At 46.8% G+C, this 20,201-nt stretch carries 11 protein-coding genes; 5 read left to right on the plus strand and 6 right to left on the minus strand.

Annotated elements, in window-relative coordinates:
- Window positions 1-2: 2 nt before the first annotated feature.
- On the minus strand, window positions 3-239 hold the full coding sequence (locus NC996_RS03900) for a hypothetical protein (protein ID WP_190684680.1): 237 nt from the start codon (window positions 237-239) through the stop codon (window positions 3-5).
- Between the two features lie 37 nt (window positions 240-276).
- Here NC996_RS03900 and NC996_RS03905 point away from each other — a divergent pair, with 37 nt between their 5' ends.
- The 5 genes from NC996_RS03905 to NC996_RS03925 all read left to right on the plus strand — a co-directional run bounded on the left by NC996_RS03905 (window position 277) and on the right by NC996_RS03925 (window position 15,327).
- On the plus strand, window positions 277-3,873 hold the full coding sequence (locus tag NC996_RS03905; protein WP_190684683.1) for an endonuclease/exonuclease/phosphatase family protein: 3,597 nt from the start codon (window positions 277-279) through the stop codon (window positions 3,871-3,873).
- Between the two features lie 538 nt (window positions 3,874-4,411).
- Window positions 4,412-10,675 carry a DUF4347 domain-containing protein gene (locus tag NC996_RS03910; RefSeq protein ID WP_190684686.1) on the plus strand — a complete coding sequence of 2,088 codons (6,264 nt, stop codon included), beginning with the start codon at window positions 4,412-4,414 and terminating at the stop codon, window positions 10,673-10,675.
- A gap of 108 nt (window positions 10,676-10,783) precedes the next feature.
- Entirely contained in the window at window positions 10,784-13,657 is a 2,874-nt protein-coding gene (locus NC996_RS03915) for a right-handed parallel beta-helix repeat-containing protein (protein ID WP_348259975.1), read from the plus strand.
- A 404-nt stretch (window positions 13,658-14,061) separates the two neighbouring features.
- Window positions 14,062-14,331 (plus strand): ChaB family protein, encoded by a 270-nt coding sequence (locus NC996_RS03920; RefSeq protein WP_190411133.1) that lies wholly within the window; start codon window positions 14,062-14,064, stop codon window positions 14,329-14,331.
- A 444-nt stretch (window positions 14,332-14,775) separates the two neighbouring features.
- A complete protein-coding gene (locus NC996_RS03925) occupies window positions 14,776-15,327 on the plus strand; it encodes a hypothetical protein (RefSeq protein ID WP_190684692.1) in 552 nt (183 codons plus the stop codon).
- A 247-nt stretch (window positions 15,328-15,574) separates the two neighbouring features.
- Here the strand turns inward: NC996_RS03925 and NC996_RS03930 are convergent, their stop codons facing one another.
- From NC996_RS03930 to NC996_RS03950, 5 genes are all read right to left on the minus strand, one after another.
- A complete protein-coding gene (locus tag NC996_RS03930) occupies window positions 15,575-16,792 on the minus strand; it encodes an aspartate aminotransferase (protein ID WP_190684695.1) in 1,218 nt (405 codons plus the stop codon).
- Window positions 16,793-16,930: 138 nt separating this feature from the next.
- Window positions 16,931-18,115, minus strand: a complete 1,185-nt coding sequence (locus NC996_RS03935; protein WP_190435529.1) for an iron-containing alcohol dehydrogenase family protein — start codon at window positions 18,113-18,115, stop codon at window positions 16,931-16,933.
- Between the two features lie 205 nt (window positions 18,116-18,320).
- Window positions 18,321-18,842, minus strand: a complete 522-nt coding sequence (locus NC996_RS03940) for a Ycf51 family protein (RefSeq protein WP_190524608.1) — start codon at window positions 18,840-18,842, stop codon at window positions 18,321-18,323.
- A 6-nt stretch (window positions 18,843-18,848) separates the two neighbouring features.
- Window positions 18,849-19,331 (minus strand): Fe-S cluster assembly sulfur transfer protein SufU, encoded by a 483-nt coding sequence (sufU, locus tag NC996_RS03945; RefSeq protein WP_190426735.1) that lies wholly within the window; start codon window positions 19,329-19,331, stop codon window positions 18,849-18,851.
- A gap of 189 nt (window positions 19,332-19,520) precedes the next feature.
- Complete coding sequence (locus tag NC996_RS03950) at window positions 19,521-19,964, minus strand: STAS domain-containing protein (protein WP_242036984.1); 444 nt, start codon at window positions 19,962-19,964, stop codon at window positions 19,521-19,523.
- Between the last annotated feature and the right edge of the window lie 237 nt (window positions 19,965-20,201).

Here is a 20,201-nt window from a genome sequence, read left to right on the forward strand (position 1 = left end):
GGCTAAGGAAAGTTTGAAATCCTGCCCTTGGCACTGAGATAAGTGCTGATGATGTTGGCTACAAACAACCAATTTTCTGGAGAGATAGATTTTGCCAAAGTATCTGTTTTACCACAAGTAGGTTGGCTCAATTTGACCTGCCGAGGGAAAGAGTAATCTCTGCGGAGAAACAGTAGTATGGCGATCGCTCCTGAAAAATGGAATTTAGCGATCGCCATACTACTCCCACTTGACTTCACAGTTCTAGACAACCATTGAAAATGAAAAGAGACTTATATGGCTCCGACAACGCTTGCTGCTGGTGACATCGCCATTATCGGTTTCAATTTTGACGATCCCGATCAACTTGCCTTTGTTTTACTAAAAGATATTGCTTCTGGAACTGCAATTCACTTTACAAATAAAGGTTGGCAAAGCAGCAACGAATTTAGAAAGGGTGAAGGAACCCTGACTTGGACAGCAAATAGAAACTACTCGGTTGGCGAAATTGTCAATCCGGGCGTTGGTTCAATGAAACTTTCAAGTGATGGAGATCAAATCCTTGCCTACCAGGGTTTGGCAACAGCTCCCACTTTTATTTATGCAATTAATAGTAACGGTTCGGAATGGGCAGAGAATGCGACCAGTAACAATAACTCTGCATTACCGCCAGGATTAACAAACGGATTAACGGCGGTATCTATCCCAGAAATTGATAACGCAACTTATAACATTACTAACGGCACTTCCGGAACTAAAGCAGAGTTACTTACAAAAATCAGCAACCCAGCGAATTGGACAGGCAATAATACCCAACGGTTGACGATGCCCAGTAGTGCCTTTACAGTGACAAATACTGGCAGTGGAATAACAGAATCCCTTAATTTGACTGTTGACTCCGCCACCTTCTCAGAAGCCGCAGGTGCAGGTGCTGCCACTGGAACTGTTACCCGAACCGGAGACTTATCAAAGCCAGTCACGATTAACTTACTCAGCAGTGACACTAGCGAAGCTACCGTTGCGACAACTGTAACCATTCCAGCAAATCAGGCATCAGCAACCTTCGCAATTGATGCGGTGAACGATCCGTTTGTAGAGGGTTCTCAGACAGTGACATTAACAGCTTCTGCAACCCAATATATTAGCGGCACAATTACCGTAACCGTAACTGACGACGAACTAGAAGCTGGTAATCTTCGCATCCATGACATTCAAGGTGCTAGCCATACATCGCCATTGGTGGGTCAGTTGGTTTCCAAAGTCCCTGGTATCGTCACCGCAGTAAAGTCAAATGGATTTTATCTGCAAGATCCTAATCCAGACACGAATGATGCTACCTCCGAGGGGATTTTCGTCCTCACTTGGATAACTCCCAAAGTCAGTGTTGGGGACTCCATTCTGGTTAGCGGGATTGTTGATGAATTCATTCCTAGCGGTTCTGATAGCAGCAGTCTCTCCACAACTCAAATTATTGTGGGGAATGCAGGGATTGCAACAATTTCCAAGGGCAATCCTTTACCTAGTAGCACTATTTTGGGTGAGGGCGGGCGCACGATTCCAACTCAAGTGATTGATGATGATGGATTAGGTATATTCAACCCGACGCAAGACGGCATTGACTTCTACGAAAGCCTAGAAGGAATGCGGGTGCAGGTGAATAATGCGGTAGCGGTAGGGCCTACCAATGATTTTGGTGAAATTCCCGTCCTGGCTGACAATGGTGTGAATGCTAGCACCCGAACGGACAGGGGCGGTATTGTAGTTCAGCCGGGGGATTTTAACCCGGAACGGATTATTATCGACGATGCCATTATTAACGGTGAACCTCAAGTAAATGTGGGCGACACCTTCACTGGTTCCATCACTGGCGTCATCGACTACAGCTTTGGCAATTATAAACTTCTCAACACTGCACCTTTACCTAACGTCATTTCGGGAAATTTAGCACGGGAAACAACTGCATTAATAGGAAGTGCTGACCAGTTGACGGTTGCTAGTTTTAACGTCGAGAATCTCAATCCTGCTGATGATAACGCTAAATTTAGTAGCCTTGCGAATATTGTTATCAACAACCTCAAATTACCAGACATTATTGGCTTGGAGGAAATCCAAGACAACAATGGTGCCACAAATGATAGTGTCGTTGATGCTAACCAAACTTACCAAACCCTAATAGATGCGATCGCATCTTTGGGTGGCCCGACTTACGAGTACCGTCAAATTAATCCGGTTGACGACCAAGATGCCGGTCAACCGGGGGGGAATATCCGCGTCGGCTTCCTCTTCAACCCGAATCGCGTTGAGTTTGTAGACCGTCCTGGCGGCACCTCCATAACCAACACCACCGTAAATAGCGGCACAGATGGCGTAGAACTTTCCGCTAGTCCGGGTCGCATTTTTGACACTAACCTTTCCAATGGTGACGCCTTTGCCAACAGTCGCAAGCCTTTGGTTGGGGAGTTTCTCTTCAAGGGCAACCAAGTATTTGTCATTGGCAACCACTTCAACTCCAAAGGTGGCGATCAACCTCTTTTCGGAAGTTCTCAACCGCCAATACTCACTTCAGAAGCGCAACGTCTACAGCAGGCCGCTACCGTTAATAACTTTGTCGATAGCCTACTGGCAATTGACCCCAATGCCAATGTCATAGTACTGGGGGATTTTAATGATTTTCAGTTCTCGAAGCCGTTAGAAGTATTGAAAGGAAACGACCTCACGAACCTGATTGATACTTTGCCGAAAAACGAACAATATTCCTACATTTTTGAAGGGAATTCTCAAGCACTTGACCACATTTTGGTCAGTAAAAATCTCAACACAACGGCAGAAATCGATGTAGTACATCTCAATGCCGAGTTTGCAACTCAAGATAGCGACCACGATCCGCTAGTCGCCCGTTTTACCTTACCAATCAATGGCAACGCAAGTTCTAATACCTTGGTTGGCAGTAATAGTAATAATCGTATTGATGGGAAAGCGGGGAACGATACCCTGATCGGACTGCAAGGAAATGATATCCTCACCGGCGGTGGAGACCAAGATATTTTTGTAATTCGCAGCGGCGATGGCATCGACACAATTACAGATTTCGGTGGCGTAGGAACGGGAAATCATCCATTCGCAGAGATAATTTCTGAAGTCGATACCCTCAAATTTGAAGGGGCTGGTTTAACTGCCAACAATCTACTTTTAACTCAAACGGGTAACGATTTAGCGATCGCATTCGATGGCGTTGATAACACGAAGGTTATCTTGAAAAATTTTACCCTCCAAGATTTCAATAACCTCCAACAATCTACAGGTGCGTCGGTAGACATCGGCAATATTCTCTTTAACGGACAAACGCAGATTCAGAAAAGCTTTGAAATTGCTAACGCTAACGAGGATCTCAAACAGATTTTCAACAAAAATACCGTCGCTTTCCTTAACGATTTGGATAACAACACCCAAGGTTTTGATGCTTCTAACGATGTTATTAACGGTCAAGGTGGCAATGATACGTTAGAAGGATTGGGTGGCGATGACTTGCTGCGTGGCGGGATTGGCAACGACACTCTATTAGGTGGAGAAGGAAACGATTACCTCGCCGGTGGCGACGGTGATGACTGGCTTAATGGTGGGATTGGTCAAAATACACTCTTCGGCGGTAATGGTAGCGATCGCTTTGTTGTATCGAATAACAGCGGCACAAACACGATTCTTGACTTCACGGATACTCAAGACCTCATCGTATTATCCGATGGTTTGAAGTTGGAGTATCTAACGATTACCCAAGGTACAGGTGCGAATGCAAACGATACTTTAATCGGTCTTGCAAACACAGGGGAACTATTAGCAACACTTACTGGAGTGCAAGCAAACATCCTGACCAGCGATGATTTCACCACGATCTAGTTAAGTGAAAATCAATTGGTAATCGTCTGTTGACCGTAATCGGACATCGTTCTGGTTAGGGTTTACGGATCTAAACCTCTATAACAAAAAGTTATATAAAGCAGAGATAAAGTGACAATGAATTTTTTATAAAGTTTTTGTCAAAATTTTTTCATCTTCCTAAAGTAGTAAACAATTAAAGTGTCAAATAAGTACAGAAAGAATTGAAATGTGCTAAAGACTACACTATAACTTTTCCAAGCAATGCAATTTTGAGATTGTTTGCATTTGTCCTCGGTCGATACACCTTTATCAACAAAATGTCCTCTCTAGCCAGATATTTGCAGGAATTTCGATAATTGAGGCTAAAAACGCTAGTTTATCAAAATTCCTGGAAACTATATGACAGCATCTACTGAGATTAATTCAGTTCACCAGCTATTGGCGACCTGAATATCTACAAACTGACGACTTTCTCTACGTTATTGAGCGACACGCTGGCGATCGCTCTGGTGTCTCTACTAATCTCAACCATTGATATTTACACCCAAACCTCATCATGCAAGACTTTTGGAATCATTCCTCCTCAAATCAAAAACCAAACCAAGCTGGTCAGGGCATTGCTGGTGAAAACTCTTCAGTGGTAGAGACTTCTCCTACCCAGCGAGTACAAAAGATAGTCTTCATTGACTCTACAGTTGAGAATTACCAGAGTCTCGCTGCTGGTGTGGAACCGGGGACGGAAGTATTTATCCTGAACCCAATGCAGGATGGAGTAGGGCAAATTGCACAAGTGCTGGCAGAACGCACCAACGTCACCAGCGTTCACATAGTTTCCCACGGGACACAAGGCAGTTTGCAACTGGGGTCAACCCAAGTCAACTCAAACAACCTCGCAGCATACACCAGCTCTTTGCAGCAATGGGCAAATGCTTTAACACCCGATGCAGATATTCTCCTGTATGGTTGCAATGTCGCAGGTTGGGAAACAGGGGCGGCTTTCATCCAACAACTCAGTCAGCTAACGGGTGCTGATGTTGCGGCTTCCAATGATGTGACGGGTAGCGCAGCTTTAGGCGGTGACTGGGATTTAGAAGTAGCTACAGGGAATATTGAAGCACCTCTGGCATTTAAGTCTGAGGCAATGCAGACATATAAATCGATTTTGCCAACTCCAGAGATTATAATCAACGAATTTCGGCGAGGTGGACAGTTTACAAATGATGAATATGTTGAACTTTTGCTGACACAAGACTTAAGTGCTACTCAACTTCAGAGTTATTTTGTAGGCGATTCAACTGGTACAACAGGCTCAAAGTTTTCAGCTTATAGATTCACCAACATGGTGAATATTGCTCCCATCTTCAAAGCAGGAACAATCATTGCGATTGGCGGCTCAATGGCAATTCCTGCCCAAGATATTACCTACAACCCTTTGCCGGTTGGAACTGATGCTGATTGGAACATCCAATTGCAGATTGGTGGTCAGTTCCTTTTTAATGACTTAGGGACAGGTGGCGATTTTGCAGCCTCAGATGTAGCTTGGGTAGATACTAGCAGCAATGGGTTCACCTCAATTGACTCTATTGCATGGCCTACTTCTGCTTCGGGAACATTTGGAAATTTGGCTAAGGTAAAAATTTCTGCGCCAAACAATGGTGGTAATGTCGAGTTCACCAGCGATATAACGGGTATTAATATCACTGGAAACTACGCCGTCAACAGTCCGGGTTCCCTTGGTTTACCTAACGGCGGCACCAATACAACTTATATCAATCAGCTGCGAAATCCAATCAATCCTAATCCTATTATCAGCCTGCCTGGTGCTGCCCTCTCCTACATCGAGAATAACTCTGCAATAGTTATTGACAGCACCGCCACTGTCACAGATAGCGACTCCTTCAACTTTGACACTGGGAAGCTGACAGTAGATTTTACAGCGGGTGGCACGGCATCCGACCGTTTAGCGATTCGCAACCAAGGTAACAGTGCTGGTGAAATTGGGCTAGATGGCACAATAGTCAAATACGGTGGAGTGCAAATCGGCACCTTCACAGGCGGGACTGGCACCACTCCTCTAGTCGTCACTTTCAACGCCAACGCCATACCCGCCGCCGCTACTGCACTGCTGCAAAACATCACCTATCAGAACGCCTCAGAGAACCCCAGCACCACTCCTCGCACCGTCCACTTTGTCGTTACCGATGGCGATGGTGGCACCAGCACCGCTGTTACTGAAACCATCAACGTTACATCTGTCAACGATGCGCCGATTATTGGTGCTTCAGTAATTAAATACGATGGTTCGTTAAATACCACGCCCGACACTCAAGGATTTACATACATTCCCGTTGGTAGTGCAACGCAAAGTGCCTCCGGTGGCGCAACTACCTTGGATACCACTGCCGACTCAGGCACTTATGCGGGCTATTCTCCTAACAGCGTGCCGAACCTGGATCGCACTACTGGTTACACCGTCAGCTTCACTGCCCAAGTTCTCTCAGAAGATCATACGACGAGCGGCACCGCTGATAAAAACGGCGATGGCATTGCTGATAGAGCTGGTTTCAGCATCATAGTTCTCAGCAGCGACAAAAAAGGCATCGAATTAGGATTCTGGGATGACGAAATCTGGGCGCAGGAAGATGGCACAACTCAGACAGATCCAAGTACAAATCCTTCTGCCAGCAACAACCAACTTCTGTTCACCCATGCTGAAGGCGCTACCTTCAACACTACTGCGGGTTTAATTCCCTACCAGCTGACAGTTCTTGGCGATACTTACACTCTCTCAACAGGTGGCACCACCATCCTTAGCGGTAAGCTGCGGGATTACACTGCTTGGGTGGGGGTGGGGCCTATCGATCCCTATGAAACCCCTAACTTCATTTTCTTTGGGGATGGTACTACCTCTGCCAGCGCCAAAGTAAAGTTATCAGATGTCTCAATTACAACTAACAGCAGCTTTGCACCCCAAACAGTTGCTGAAGATACCGATTTATCGATCGCAGGAGTTAGCGTATTTGACGTGGATGCGGGAAATACTGCTATCACCGTCACTCTAGAAGTCAACAATGGTGCTTTGACAGTCAACTCTACTGGGTTAACAGTCAATGGCAACGGCACGGGAACTGTCACCCTGACAGGCAGTCAAAGCAAGATTAACGCTAACTTAGCCGCCACAAACGGACTGCTATACAAAGGCAAGCAAGACTTTAATGGTAGCGACACGCTCAAGATTACAGCTAACGATGGTGCAGCTACTAGCAATATCAAAACGATACCAATTACCGTCACCCCAGCCAACGATGCCCCGGTATTAAATAATACTGGGAGTCCGGCACTAACAGCAATTAACGAAGATGTTGCCCTTGCCAGTAACAATGGGACTCTGGTTTCTGAGATTATTGCTAGCGGTGCTGGTGGCAACCCCATCACCGATGCAGATGCAGGTACAGTAGAAGGAATTGCTGTAATTGGGGTAGATAATACCAACGGCAGTTGGCAGTATTCTACTGATGGCGGAAGTAGCTGGAATAACTTTGTGGTCTCCGCTGCTGCTGCTACCGTCCTAAAGGATACGATAAGCGATCGCATCCGTTTCCTCCCCAATGCCGACTTTAACGGTACTGTCACCCCAGGCATTACCTTCCGCGCTTGGGATACCTCTGATGGACTCGCCAGCGGTACAACTGGAGTAAATCCTGGGGTTGGTGGCAGCGCGTCTTCTTTCAGTCTCAATGCTGAAACAGCAAGTATTATTATTAACTCAGTAAACGATGCCCCCAGTTTCATTCTTGGTGGCAATCAAAGTATCGCAGCCGGGGCAGGGGCGCAAACTGTCACTGGATGGTCGAGTGGGTTTAATCCGGGGGCTGCCAACGAATCAAGCCAAAGCATCGACAGCTACATCGTCAACGTTACTAGCAACCCTGGTATCTTCGCCTCTGCACCAAAAATTGACCCGCTGACAGGTAATCTTATTTATACTCCTGCTGCAACAATTGCGACAGCTACTACAGCCACAGTTGCAGTCCAAGTTAAGGACAATGGTGGCACTGCTAACGGTGGTATCGATACCTCAGTAGTGCAAACCTTTCAAATTACCGTCAACCCTGGAACGCCGACAGTTAGCATCCAGGCGATAGATGCTGATGCAGCAGAAGCAGGCGCAAATACTGGAACTTACCAGATTACCCGGACTGGCAACACAACGGGCGATTTGACAGTGAATCTTGCTGTTGATGGTAGCAGCACTGCGATCGCAAGCGACTACAATCTCAGTAGCGGCGGTTTGTCCGTGGTGATTCCAAATGGGCAGAGTTTTGTCAATGTTACTCTTACTGCTGTTGATGATACTTTGCCAGAGTTAGCCGAAACGCTGCGGCTAAACTTGGCGACGGGTGCAGGTTACACCATTGATGCTGCTAAGAACAATGCTACGGTAGCGATCGCATCCAACGACACGATTCAATACGCGATTACCACTGCTTCCCCAACTCTAATGGAAGGTGACACTGGTAAGCAAACCGTTACCTTTACTGTCACACGCAGCGGCGGAATTGGCGTAGCCAGTACCGTTGATTATGCAATTGGTGGAACCACAACCAATGGCATTGACTACAACAACATACTGGTTACAGGTGGGACAACTGCCCTTTCCGGCACGCTTAGCTTTGGAGTTGGCGAGACAACCAAAACAATCACCCTAGATGTTTTGGGTGACACAATATTTGAGCAAGATGAAACCATCAATGTCACCCTGAGTAAACCGAACCTAACACTTGCCCCCGCAAGTTCGACGATTACTACAGGTACAGCACAGGTAACGGTTATTAACGACGATGCCAAACCCACCGTCTCCATCACACCAGCCACCGTTACTCAAAGCGAAGGCACCACAGGAACCAGCGCCTACACCTTCACCGTGTCCCTTTCCAACCCCAGCGACCAGCCAATTACGGTCAACTACAGTACCAACGACGGCACCGCCACCACCACAGACGGCGACTACACCGACAACGACGGCATCCTTACCTTTAATCCGGGCGACCCCTTAACAAAAACCATCACGGTTAACGTCAAGGGTGACAACAAGTTTGAGAAAGATGAAACCTTCAGCGTCAAACTCAACAATGCTACCAACGCCACCGTTAACCCAAAGGCGAACGCCAGTACCGCCATCATCACCAACGACGATTCTCAACCCATCGTCTCTATCGCACCAGCCACCGTTACTCAAAGCGAAGGCAATACTGGCACCACCGCCTACACCTTCACCGTGTCCCTTTCCAACCCCAGCGACCAGCCAATTACGGTCAACTACAGTACCAACGACGGCACCGCCGCCACAACCGACGGCGACTACACCGACAACGACGGCATCCTTACCTTTAATCCGGGCGACCCCTTAACAAAAACCATCACGGTTAACGCCACGGGTGACAACAAGTTTGAGAAAGATGAAACCTTCAGCGTCAAACTCAACAGTGCTACCAACGCCAATCTAGGCAACATTACTGCCACAGGCATCATCAAAAACGATGACACCCCTGGATTCACTATTTCCCCGATCAGCGGCAACACCACCGAAGCTGGAGGTACTGCCACATTTACAGTTAAACTCAACAGCCAACCCACCGCTAATGTCACCCTTGGCTTAACCAGTTCCGACACCACCGAAGGTACCGTCTCTAGCCCCAGCCTCACATTCACAGCCAATAACTGGAATATTGCTCAAACCGTTACGGTCAAAGGAGTTGATGATGCACTGGTTGATGGCAATATTGCCTACAACATCATCACTGCCCCAGCCGTCAGTACCGACCTTAACTACAACAAACTCAATCCAGTTGATGTCGCTGTCACCAACATCGACAACGACGCCGCCGGATTTACCATCACCCCAATTAGCGGCAACACCACCGAAGCCGGAGGCGCTGCCAACTTTACCGTCAAACTCAATAGTCAACCTACAGCTAACGTCACCCTTGGTTTAGGAAGTTCCGATCCGACAGAAGGCAGCGTTTCCAGCCCATCGCTGACCTTTACTTCAAATAATTGGAATATTGCTCAAACCATTACGGTGAAAGGAGTTGACGATGTACTTGTCGATGGAAATATCGCCTACAGCATCGTTACTGCCCCTGCTATTAGCACCGACGCCAAATACAACGGACTGAACCCGCAAGATGTTGCTGTTGTCAACATTGACAACGACACTGCACCCCTCAATGTCATTAACGGCACTTGGCTTTCTGAAACCTTGGTGGGAACCTCTTTAGACGACCGGATCAATGGTTTTGGCGGTCATGACACGATTGTAGGGGGACTGGGAAAAGACCGGATTTACGGCGATGACGGCAACGATACCCTGATTGGCGACCTCAACAATAATCTCTTGACTGGGGGTTCGATGGGTATGGATGACATCATCTACGGCGGTACAGGTAGCGATCGCATCAATGGTTGTGGCGGCAATGATACCTTGTACGGCGAGGCAGGCAGCGACCAAATCTGGGGAGATGGGGGCGATGACCGACTCTACGGAGGCTTGGGGAATGACATCCTCACCGGAGGATTGGGGCGCGATATTTTCGCAGTTTCCAAAGGTGAAGGAACTGAGACCATCCGCGACTTCCAAATTGGTCAAGACTACATTGGGTTAGTTGGTGGTTTGGCACTGAATCAGTTGTCGATTATTCAGCAAGGTAGCAATACCAGCATTATTGACAATTCCAACAACCAGACTCTGGCAATATTGGCTGGGGTGAATGCTGCTACGTTTATGAGTAATGCAGCTTCTACTTTTGTAAGTATCTAGTACGAGGAAGCAGCTTTAATTAATATTTAAAGTTGCTGATTTGGCAACTATTGACAATGAGTTGCTGTGGATATGAGCCTGAAGCCAGAACAGAATCTAATAGAGAAAATGCTTCTAAGAACATCAACACCGTACATCTACACAATTTTGCTGCTGTTAGGAACGCTAACTTCAACTGCTACCGCCCAAACACCTAATTTAAAACCCAATTCATCAAGCTCGACAACAGACTTTACAGGCGTTACAATCCTCCAGATACCTGATGGAATTCCTGAATTAAATAACGATACTGTAGACTCATCCTTTGGCGATACCCTTGATGTAGCAAAACACCCACCAGGCGCGTTGGAACCCGCAGCCTTAAGCTTCGATAACCAGAAGTCTTTAGCCAAACCGTCTTTTTACACGCTAAAACAAGGGCGTTTTCTTGCCCAAATATCTAATGTAAAAACTGCACTCCCCACACCAGAATCTAGTCCCAAAGCCGTACCTTCCCCAGAGACATTGGAGGTTGAGATTTCTCAACCTTTAGCAGAAGTAAAAACACCTCCTCGGACTTTGCGCGAAGCAGGGTTACTCCAAGAAATACTAACCCCAGAAAACGCCGCTCCTACAGAAGAGATTAGCGCTGCCACTAAACAAACAGCACCATCAGATCGAGTTCGTTCTCAACGATTTCTGCCCCGGATCGGCGCTGAATTTACCACTGGCTCTGGTGTGGGTTATGAAAGTTCTTTTGGTAGCATTGGAGGCTTTGTTCCCCTATGGCAAAACTCAGACAACCTCACCTTCTTAGAAGGTCGATTGCTGTTGTCAACGGAAGATTCTCATATAAGCAGCAATATTGTTTTAGGACATCGCTTTTATAGTGCCAAAGATAACCGGATCTTGGGCGGCTATGTTGCCTTCGATACCCGCGACACGGGTAATAGCAACTTTAATCAACTGGGTGCTGGGTTTGAAAGCTTAGGAGAAAACTGGGATATTCGCGCGAATGCTTACATTCCGGTTGGAGATACCCGCCAACTGACCCAAGAGAGGGTTTTTTCTACAGGTTTATCGTTTTCAGACCCTTTCTTTCAGGGTAATTTCTTGGGTCAAACTAGAAATCAACAACTTCAACGCGATCGCAATTTTGAAGCGGCGATGGCAGGGTTTGATGTTGAAGCTGGCATGAAAATTGCCCAAATCAGTCGAACCGGCGACCTCCGAGGCTATGCCGGACTTTATTATTATGATACCCCAGGCAGTGCAGAGATTTTGGGCTGGCGGACTCGGTTAGAAGCCCGTCCTACTGACACTTTCAGGCTGGGACTCTTGCTCTCAAATGATGCCACTTTTGGTACGAATTTGGTGCTGAGTGTCGGGGCGAATTTTCCCGGAACTCGTCCGAGAGGGATACGAACAGAAGATCGGGTTCTGGCGCGTCTGGGGGAATCTGTTACCCGAAACGCGAATATTGTAGTCGATGAACAATCCGAATCTGAGTCTTTCAGCGTACAAGATACGGTATTTGTCACAAATCCCGCGACGGGTCAACCGTGGAGATTTCGGCACGTCAATTTGGGAATTGGAACCGGGAACGGCACGTTTGAGAATCCGACTGGAACGGTTGCGGAAGCTTTGGCTGTGGCTCAATCCAATGATATTGTCTACGTGCAACCAGGGACAAATCCTGGGGTTCCTGCTTTCAAGATTCCTGACCAAGTGCAAGTGCTTTCAACCGGCCCTGTGCAGCGTATAGATACCGTGGAACTCGGCAATTTACAATTACCCTTGTCTAATGCGGGGATACTGGCAGACGTGACAGGAACGGTCACGATGGGGAACACGACAACCCTTTCGGGTTTTGCCATTAGCACAACTACTGGTTCTGGCATCGCTGGAAGCAACATCAGCAATGCAATTATTCGAGACAACGCGATCGCGAATTCTGCTAGCGAGGGTCTCCTACTTGAGAACGTGACCGGGCAGATACTGATCCAAGACAACGCGATCGCGAATTCTGCTTTGGAAGGCTTTTCCCTCAGCAATAATCAGGGGCAAGTTAACCTAATTCTTGTCAAAAACACGATCGCCAACAATGGTGCTTTAGCTAACGAAGGGGACGGCATCAATCTTGAACTTCGCAATACTGCAACTGGAACCTTTAATATCTCAGAGAATACGATTACTGGCAGTAACAGCTTCGGGAGCATCGCCGACGGAGTTGAGGTAAAACTGTTCGAGAGTGCTTCCGGAACCTTTACTCTTACTAATAACCAAATAACCGCAAATCAATTTAGTGGCATTAATATTGAACTTGAATCCAATACTTCGGGAACATTTGAGATTGCCAACAGCACAATCTCAGGCAATCAATTTGATGGAATTTCTATTAAGCTAAACGATACCGCGACTGGAACGTTTAATATCACTAATACTCAAATTTCTAAAAACGGGTTTTATGGGCTTGGGATACTTCTCTCAAATAACACCTCTGGAACCGTCAACATTACCAATAGTACCATTTCTGAAAATCAAGATAATGGAGTAAATATCGCACTTTCCGATGCAGCGATAGGAACAGTCAATATTTCTAACAATCAGCAAATTTCTAAAAATGGATTTTACGGAATATTCACCAGCATCAATGGAAATGCCCAACTTCAACTCCTCAGTGAATCGAATCAAATTATGGATAATGCTTTTACCGGGCTTTCCCTCAACAGCTACGATACTGCCAAAATCTTTGCTGGAGTCCGGCTTAACACCTTAACAGGCGGTGCAATCGGGGATCTCGAAGCAATAACCAGCGGTTCTGGCGATACAATTTGTCTGCAACCCCGCAATAATACGATTGGCAACTTTTTCTTAAATGACAGTTTTGGAGGAGCGATCCAGATAGAAACGGGAACGCTGTCTACAAATAATATTTCTACCAGTGACCTCAGCAATTGGTCTGGAACCACTGTACCGGCTGGAACTTGTGGTTTCCCTTAGTCGGTAAATGATACCAGTTCACTTTTGTGGAATTACACATTAGATCCTCCAACTCCCCTTTTCAGGTGAGATTCGAGCCATAAAGTGAATTGGTATTTGTTTGCTTCCAAGCTTTGAACTCGCTTTAGCAGCGAACTAGGTAGCGGTTCCATCTCATCTATAGCAATCCTCAATGATTCGTGAATCCGAGTCCACTGAGTTCTCTAACAAGTCGGAGAGCTAAACCACTGTATTTGCAAGCAGATGATTTGGGGCAAAGTTTTGTATATGTAAATACAAAATCACTTTACATAAGATAATACCTCAGATAGGTATATCGAGCAGCCATAACTACATCCTGGGAAGAGGAATTCGTACATCTGGCTTTCTAAGATGATCCCAGGCAAAAATAATAGGAGTAGTTTATGACCGAGCAACCAGATCAACAAGTTAATAACTTACCTTCAGAAGTACAAGCCCTGCCTGAGGCAGCTCAGCAGATTTTCCAAGCTGCATTTAAGAGTGCCCAAGAAGACGGGATGGACGAAGAATCTGCCCGCAAAGTTGCGTGGAACACCATCAAAAGCGAATACCGTCAAGGTGAAAATGGCGAGTGGGAGCGGACTCCTGAAATGATAAACGAAGACAATTCAAATCCCGTAACTCGCGCCGCTGTCCAGTCTGGCGGCAATTAAACGCCTTTAAGTAGCAATACTTTAGATTGATTGACAATAGAAGGCGGTCTGTGCAGGTCACAGACCGCCTTTTGCCTATAAGTCTACGCTTAATTTGCAGTAAAACGAATCGTTTCAAGTGTAGCGAACGATGTAGAGATGAACACCATCAGATGGAACCTCACCCCTAGCCCTTCTCCGTCCACGGAGAAGGGAGAATCTTTAATCCCTGTCCCTCTGGGTTCACAAGGTGCGGTTAAACCGGAGTGCATTCAATAGAGAATTACCAAAGTGCCGTCTGAAAGCAATTGTTCGCGTCGCTAGTTGCTAAAGCCACTACGCCCAAAAGATAAATTTGAATAAATTATGATAATTTATGGTTGTAGTTAGCTCAACTGTGTTAACTACCTCAACTCATCGTTTATCAAATAACTAGGTTCAAAAAAAATAAACAGGGAGAACATTATGAAAAAAACATTAAATAATGTATTGTTAACAGGTCTTGTCGTGTTTTCAATGGCGCTGGTCAGTGGTTGTGGTGGAGGCGAAAAATCCGCTACATCTCAGGCTTCTGCTTCTCCAAAATCTACTACATCTCAGACTTCAACTACCTCTACACCGACTTCCTCTCGACTGACTTTTGAAAAATCTTTCCTTGTCAGAAAAACTCCCGATAAAAAAGTTGTGCCGGTTAATGATGGAGTTTATAAAAGGGGAGAAGATGTTCAGCTAGTCTTGCTCAATGTTGGCAAATTTAAGAAAGGTCAGGATGGGAAAAACTGGCTAGATATGGATATGGAAGTTAAAAATGCCAAGGGCGAAGTTATTTTGGTGAAAAAGAGCTTAATTGGAGAAAAAGGACATACAGCTTTAAAAGATGATGTAGCAGCCTCTCCCAATGGCACTGTTAATACAACTCCTAAAATTCAACCGGGAACTTACCAAATTCAGCTAACGATTTATGACAAGGTGGGTGGTGGTAGGGTAACAGAAAATAAAGCTTTTACTTTGAAATAAGGGCGGCGCAAACAAAAATCATCTACTGGATACGATACGGTAGATGATTTGTAATTCCCTTTAACACATTGCACCCCTCCCCGCAGGCAGGGAGGGGTTGGGAACGGTAGAAAATCAGACAAATTTTATCCCTAATTAAAGTTTGCACTTATACAAGCAAATTCATCTAAAGGATAACGCTAGTTATTTTTGAAATAGCCGAGTTTCCAAATTGGAGATTAAACCCAAAAATTCAAGCTTCGATGTTTTATCCCTGCTTGATAAACGCGCCCTCATTTTCGGATGAATAGCGGATATTGGCTTCTTTGAAACGCCGCAAAGCTTCAGCTAAGCGATCGCATTCAGCAATCAAACTCACCCGCACATACCCCTCACCACCCGATCCAAAGGCATTTCCGGGAGTTACGACTACGCCCGTCTGTTGCAAGACAGAGAGGGCAAAATCTGTTGAGGTCATTCCTACCGGACACGGAACCCACAGGTACATGGTGGCTTTTGGTTTGGGAACCGTCCAACCCAACTCAGCAAATCCCTCGATCAGAAAATCGCGGCGACGGCGATAGCGATCGCAGACCTGATTGACATAAACATCTGGAAGTTGTAAGGCGGTTTCGGCAGCAGATTGCAAGGCGGCAAAGATGCCATAATCCAGATTAGTCTTGAGTGTCCGCAACCCTTGAATGATGTGTTGGTTGCCTACGACAAAGCCAACGCGCCAGCCTGCCATGTTGTAAGTTTTAGACAAGGTATGAAACTCGACGCCGATTTCCTTCGCCCCTGGAATTTCTAACAAGCTGGTTGGTTGATAACCATCAAAAGCTAATTCTGCGTAGCACAAATCATGTACGAGTAAGATTTCGTGCTTCTTAGCAAAAGCAACGATATCTTTGAAGAACTCGCGGGGTGCGGTTGCGCCAGTGGGATTGCTGGGATAGTTGAAATAGAGAATCTTTGCTTGTTGGGCTACATCATCGGGAATGTCACCGAGATCGATCAACCAGTCATTTTCGGGTTTGAGAATCAGCGGGTGAATTTTGCCCCCAGCGATCGCTGGCCCGCGAAAATGGGGCGGATAAGAGGGACTAGGTACCAGAATCACATCGCCTGGGTTGATATAGGCAAAGGCGAGGTGAGTCAGCCCTTCTTTAGAACCAAGTAGCGGCAAGGCTTCGCTATCTGGATCGAGGTCAACATTATAGCGACGCCCGTACCAGTTAGTGATGGCGCGGCGGAAGCTGAGAGTCCCTTCAAAGGGGGGATAGCCGTGATTTGTCGGATTTTGCAACGCTGCGATCGCGGCGTCTATCACTGGCTGAGGCGCTGGGCCATCTGGATTCCCCATTCCCAAGTCAATTAAATCCAGCCCTTGTTCGCGTGCCCTGGCTTTCAGTTCATCCAGACGGGCAAATACATAAGGGGGCAGTGATTGCAGGCGTTCCGCTGGGCTAATCCAATCTAACGTCATTGGTTAAGGCAGGAAAGTTGGCAAGGAAAGCAGGTTGGCAGGCAGGATTGCAGGTTGGAGATTGGCAGGTTGATTTAAAACTTTCAACTTTTGAGATTCTTCAACCTTCAATGCGTTTAAACCTGCAATTTTTGAAATTCAAACATCATTATGATTCGCCGCTGAGGTCAGCCCCAGATTTGGACGCCCTACCTCAACGGGTGCGGTTGTGGACACCATTGCCGCCATCAGCTGTTCGGGCACCACCCGGAAGGGTAGCCGGTGGATATCCGAGTTAGGGGCACAGGCAATTTCAGCGGCTTGCCGAAATTCCCCCAGTGTAATATTTCCCAAACCCAAATCATCCAAAGTTTGCGGCAGTCCAATTTCGGCGTAAAACTTCAATAACTGTTGCCTTGCGGTTGCTGCGAGTTGGTTGCTTTGCAGCATTTCTTCTAACCGTAACTGGACGAGAATGCCATAGGCGACTTTCTCACCATGTATGGCACCGTGGGCAGCAGGGATATGGGTCAACCCATTGTGGACGGCGTGGGCGGCGACGGTACGACACTGGGCACCACCTAAACCACCGATGACACCGGCAAGTAAAACTGAGGCATCTACGACTTCTCGCCAAACTTCACTACCCGGTTCTTTCAGCGCTGCTGCGGCTTTTTGGAAGAGAATATCCCGCAGCACTCGCGCTTGTTGCACGGCGGCAATCATCAAAGTTTGGTCGGAGTGACCGCTGCTGACAGAAGCTTCGTACCACTTCGCCAAGGCGTCGCCAATCCCGGCAATTAAGGTGCGTTGCGGTGCAGTCTGAATTAACTCGTAATCCAGCACTAGCAAATCCGGGCACCGATCGAGACTGACATCATAGAGAAATGCCCCTTCGTCGGAATAGACGTTGGAAAGGGCTGTCCAAGCAGCGCAGGTCGCCCCTGAGGTGGGAATTGTGACGACTGGCAACTGGCATTGATGAGCCAGGAGTTTTGCGGTATCTAATGCTTTGCCACCACCGATGCCAATAATTACGTCGGCTTGATGGTCGGTGACAGCTTTCCGCAGAGATTCGAGCGATCGCGTACTGCAATCGGGGCTGTAAGATGCCTGGGCAACGTCTGTCTTTTGCTGTTTTAGGGCAAGCTGCAATCGCGGTAGCGTGACGGACAGCGTGCGATCGCCCCCTACAACCAAGGGACGCCGCCCAAAAGTCGCGATCGCGTCTCCCGCTTGTTCCAGCGCCCTCTGACCGCGCAGCACCCGACCGGGAGCCACCATCAGCGAAAATAACGAAGGAGCGGTTTGAGTAGACAACTCTGGTAAGGATTGATTGGGCATAGAATCAACCATTTTAGTTTAAAGAAGGGAATTGCTCAATACTGCTTATGAAAGAATTTATAACAAATTTCTCTAATAACTTTACTTTAGTAATTGAGGGAGGCAGCAGCCTATTTAATACTCGTTTCTAGGCACTCGTTTCTAGGCTCCGCCTCGCTTTGACTCTGAAAGACCCAATCTAGAGAAAATAGAGAAAGATCCGTAATTACGCGGTAGACTTTGGCAATTGTGCCAGGTTTTCTGGGAAGACTTGGATGTTAAGCTGTTCATCATCCCGGATGGCTAGCGATCGCTTCACCTCACCCAAGTAAAGCGGTTTAGAAGCGCCAGGGGAGGGATGAATAACGGTACGTACCCGAATGGTCAGTAAATTGTCTTTTGCCCGACCTAAACGACCATAAGAGTACAAATCGCTAGCAGCTTGACGCATCGTTGCATCTAATTGGGCGTTGGAAATCGTCGGCGGTACGGAAATCACCGTTTGCGCCCCGCCGGTGTCATAAACCAACTTATAGCGAACCGAACCTGGAACTGCTGTATGGGTAAGCGGTACCAAACTCAAAGAAAATAAACCGGCTGTTAGCACACCCATAAATCCAGTGCTACCCACCAGCCGAAACCGAATACCCCATTGGAAAATAAACCCCAGCACGGTTACAACTGCACTGGCGATGGTAAGAACCGCCGACCATTTGGCTAGTTCTAGAAAAAAAGTAGTCGTTAACATGGCAACTTAAGCGTCTTCCTTTTCATTACTGACGAACCCATTTGGCTGATTGCCATTGGGTGATTCTAAGGCAGCTTTTAAAGTATGCCAGGTGAGGTTAGCACATTTGATCCGAACTGGAAACTGAGAAACGCCTTGCATCACGTTCAGCTTGCGTTGCTCTTTGGGGAACTCGGCTTCCCCTTTCATCATGTTTTGGAAGCGTTCCACCATTTCCAGCGCTACATCTACTTTCTTTCCCCGCAAAGCATCCGCCATCAAGTCAGCAGAAGCCATTGCGATCGCGCAGCCTTCTCCTTCAAATTTCACATCTTCTATGACGTCGCCTGCTGCATTCATCTGCAATGTCAGCTCAATGGTATCGCCACAAGAAGGATTGTGCCCTCTCTGAGACCGATGCACGGGATTGGTTTGACCCTTGTGCCGTGGCTTCTTGTAGTGTTCTAAAATGACCTGTTGATAAAGGTCGCGTAGATTGCCCAAAGTCATGGCGAGATTGATAAGACGATATTCATCCATCTCGATCCTATCAGTGTCGCTTGATTTCCGGAGGGCTGAAAGCCGAGCATTGACTTCCTAACGCTGAATTTAGATAAAATTTCTAGCCGCGCAGTTCAGGCTAGAGTGCCCTTATAGCCTGCAATCGTTTGGCTATTGGCACTCTTGATAAAGTAGTCTTCAAGCCAGTTTGGCAAGGGCAGCTTCATAACTTTCCTCAATATCAAACATTTCCTCAAGCTGCGCTACTTCAAAAAGTGTTTTGACTGGAGATTGCAAGTTACAAATTACAACATGGCACTGCTGTTTCCGGGCTGCTTTGAGTCCTGCCACTAAAGAAAATAGTCCCGAACTATCCACCCCGTTGATATGGGTCATATCTAGCACGCATAAAGCCGGAGCATCCAGTACGACGTTGTTCACAATCCATTGCTGTAAGAAAGCGCCATTACAGCGATTTAGAACCCCTTGTGGCTGAATCACAATTCGGGAGCTGGCTTTCAGGTTTTTTTGGACTTCAGTAAATTCACAGCAAGACTTTTGCCGCTTAATTACTGAGGAAAAAATCAATTCAGGAAGAAGTATGGTCGATTGCCAAAACTTGATAAGTCTAGAAACACCCATAGTTGTGGCTGAGGTAGACTAATTGGTTCTTTACAAAGATTAGTCCTCAGCTCAGTAATTTTTCGTATGAAGTTGATGAAGACAGCACAAGTTACGTAAAGGTAATGCAAAGTTTCGCCGTACTCTCACGCTTGGTCAGTCGGTAATATTGTCAGGGTTTACGCAGAGATCCCTCTAAATTCCTGCGAAAAGAGCGTGCGATCGCGCGTGGTGTGAGCGCATCCCTAACGCAAGTAA

Source organism: Trichocoleus sp. ST-U2 (assembly GCF_039961875.1).
In the GTDB taxonomy this organism is placed as follows: Bacteria; Cyanobacteriota; Cyanobacteriia; order Cyanobacteriales; family FACHB-T130; genus FACHB-T130.

Excerpts from the sequence above, each read along its gene's own strand:
- NC996_RS03905 (WP_190684683.1), top strand. The coding sequence starts at position 277 with ATGGCTCCGACAACGCTTGCTGCTGGTGACATCGCCATTATCGGTTTC.
- NC996_RS03910 (WP_190684686.1), top strand. The coding sequence starts at position 4,412 with ATGCAAGACTTTTGGAATCATTCCTCCTCAAATCAAAAACCAAACCAA.
- NC996_RS03915 (WP_348259975.1), top strand. The coding sequence starts at position 10,784 with ATGCTTCTAAGAACATCAACACCGTACATCTACACAATTTTGCTGCTG.
- NC996_RS03920 (WP_190411133.1), top strand. The coding sequence starts at position 14,062 with ATGACCGAGCAACCAGATCAACAAGTTAATAACTTACCTTCAGAAGTA.
- NC996_RS03925 (WP_190684692.1), top strand. The coding sequence starts at position 14,776 with ATGAAAAAAACATTAAATAATGTATTGTTAACAGGTCTTGTCGTGTTT.
- NC996_RS03930 (WP_190684695.1), bottom strand. The coding sequence starts at position 16,792 with ATGACGTTAGATTGGATTAGCCCAGCGGAACGCCTGCAATCACTGCCC.
- NC996_RS03935 (WP_190435529.1), bottom strand. The coding sequence starts at position 18,115 with ATGCCCAATCAATCCTTACCAGAGTTGTCTACTCAAACCGCTCCTTCG.
- NC996_RS03940 (WP_190524608.1), bottom strand. The coding sequence starts at position 18,842 with ATGTTAACGACTACTTTTTTTCTAGAACTAGCCAAATGGTCGGCGGTT.
- sufU (WP_190426735.1), bottom strand. The coding sequence starts at position 19,331 with ATGACTTTGGGCAATCTACGCGACCTTTATCAACAGGTCATTTTAGAA.
- NC996_RS03950 (WP_242036984.1), bottom strand. The coding sequence starts at position 19,964 with ATGGGTGTTTCTAGACTTATCAAGTTTTGGCAATCGACCATACTTCTT.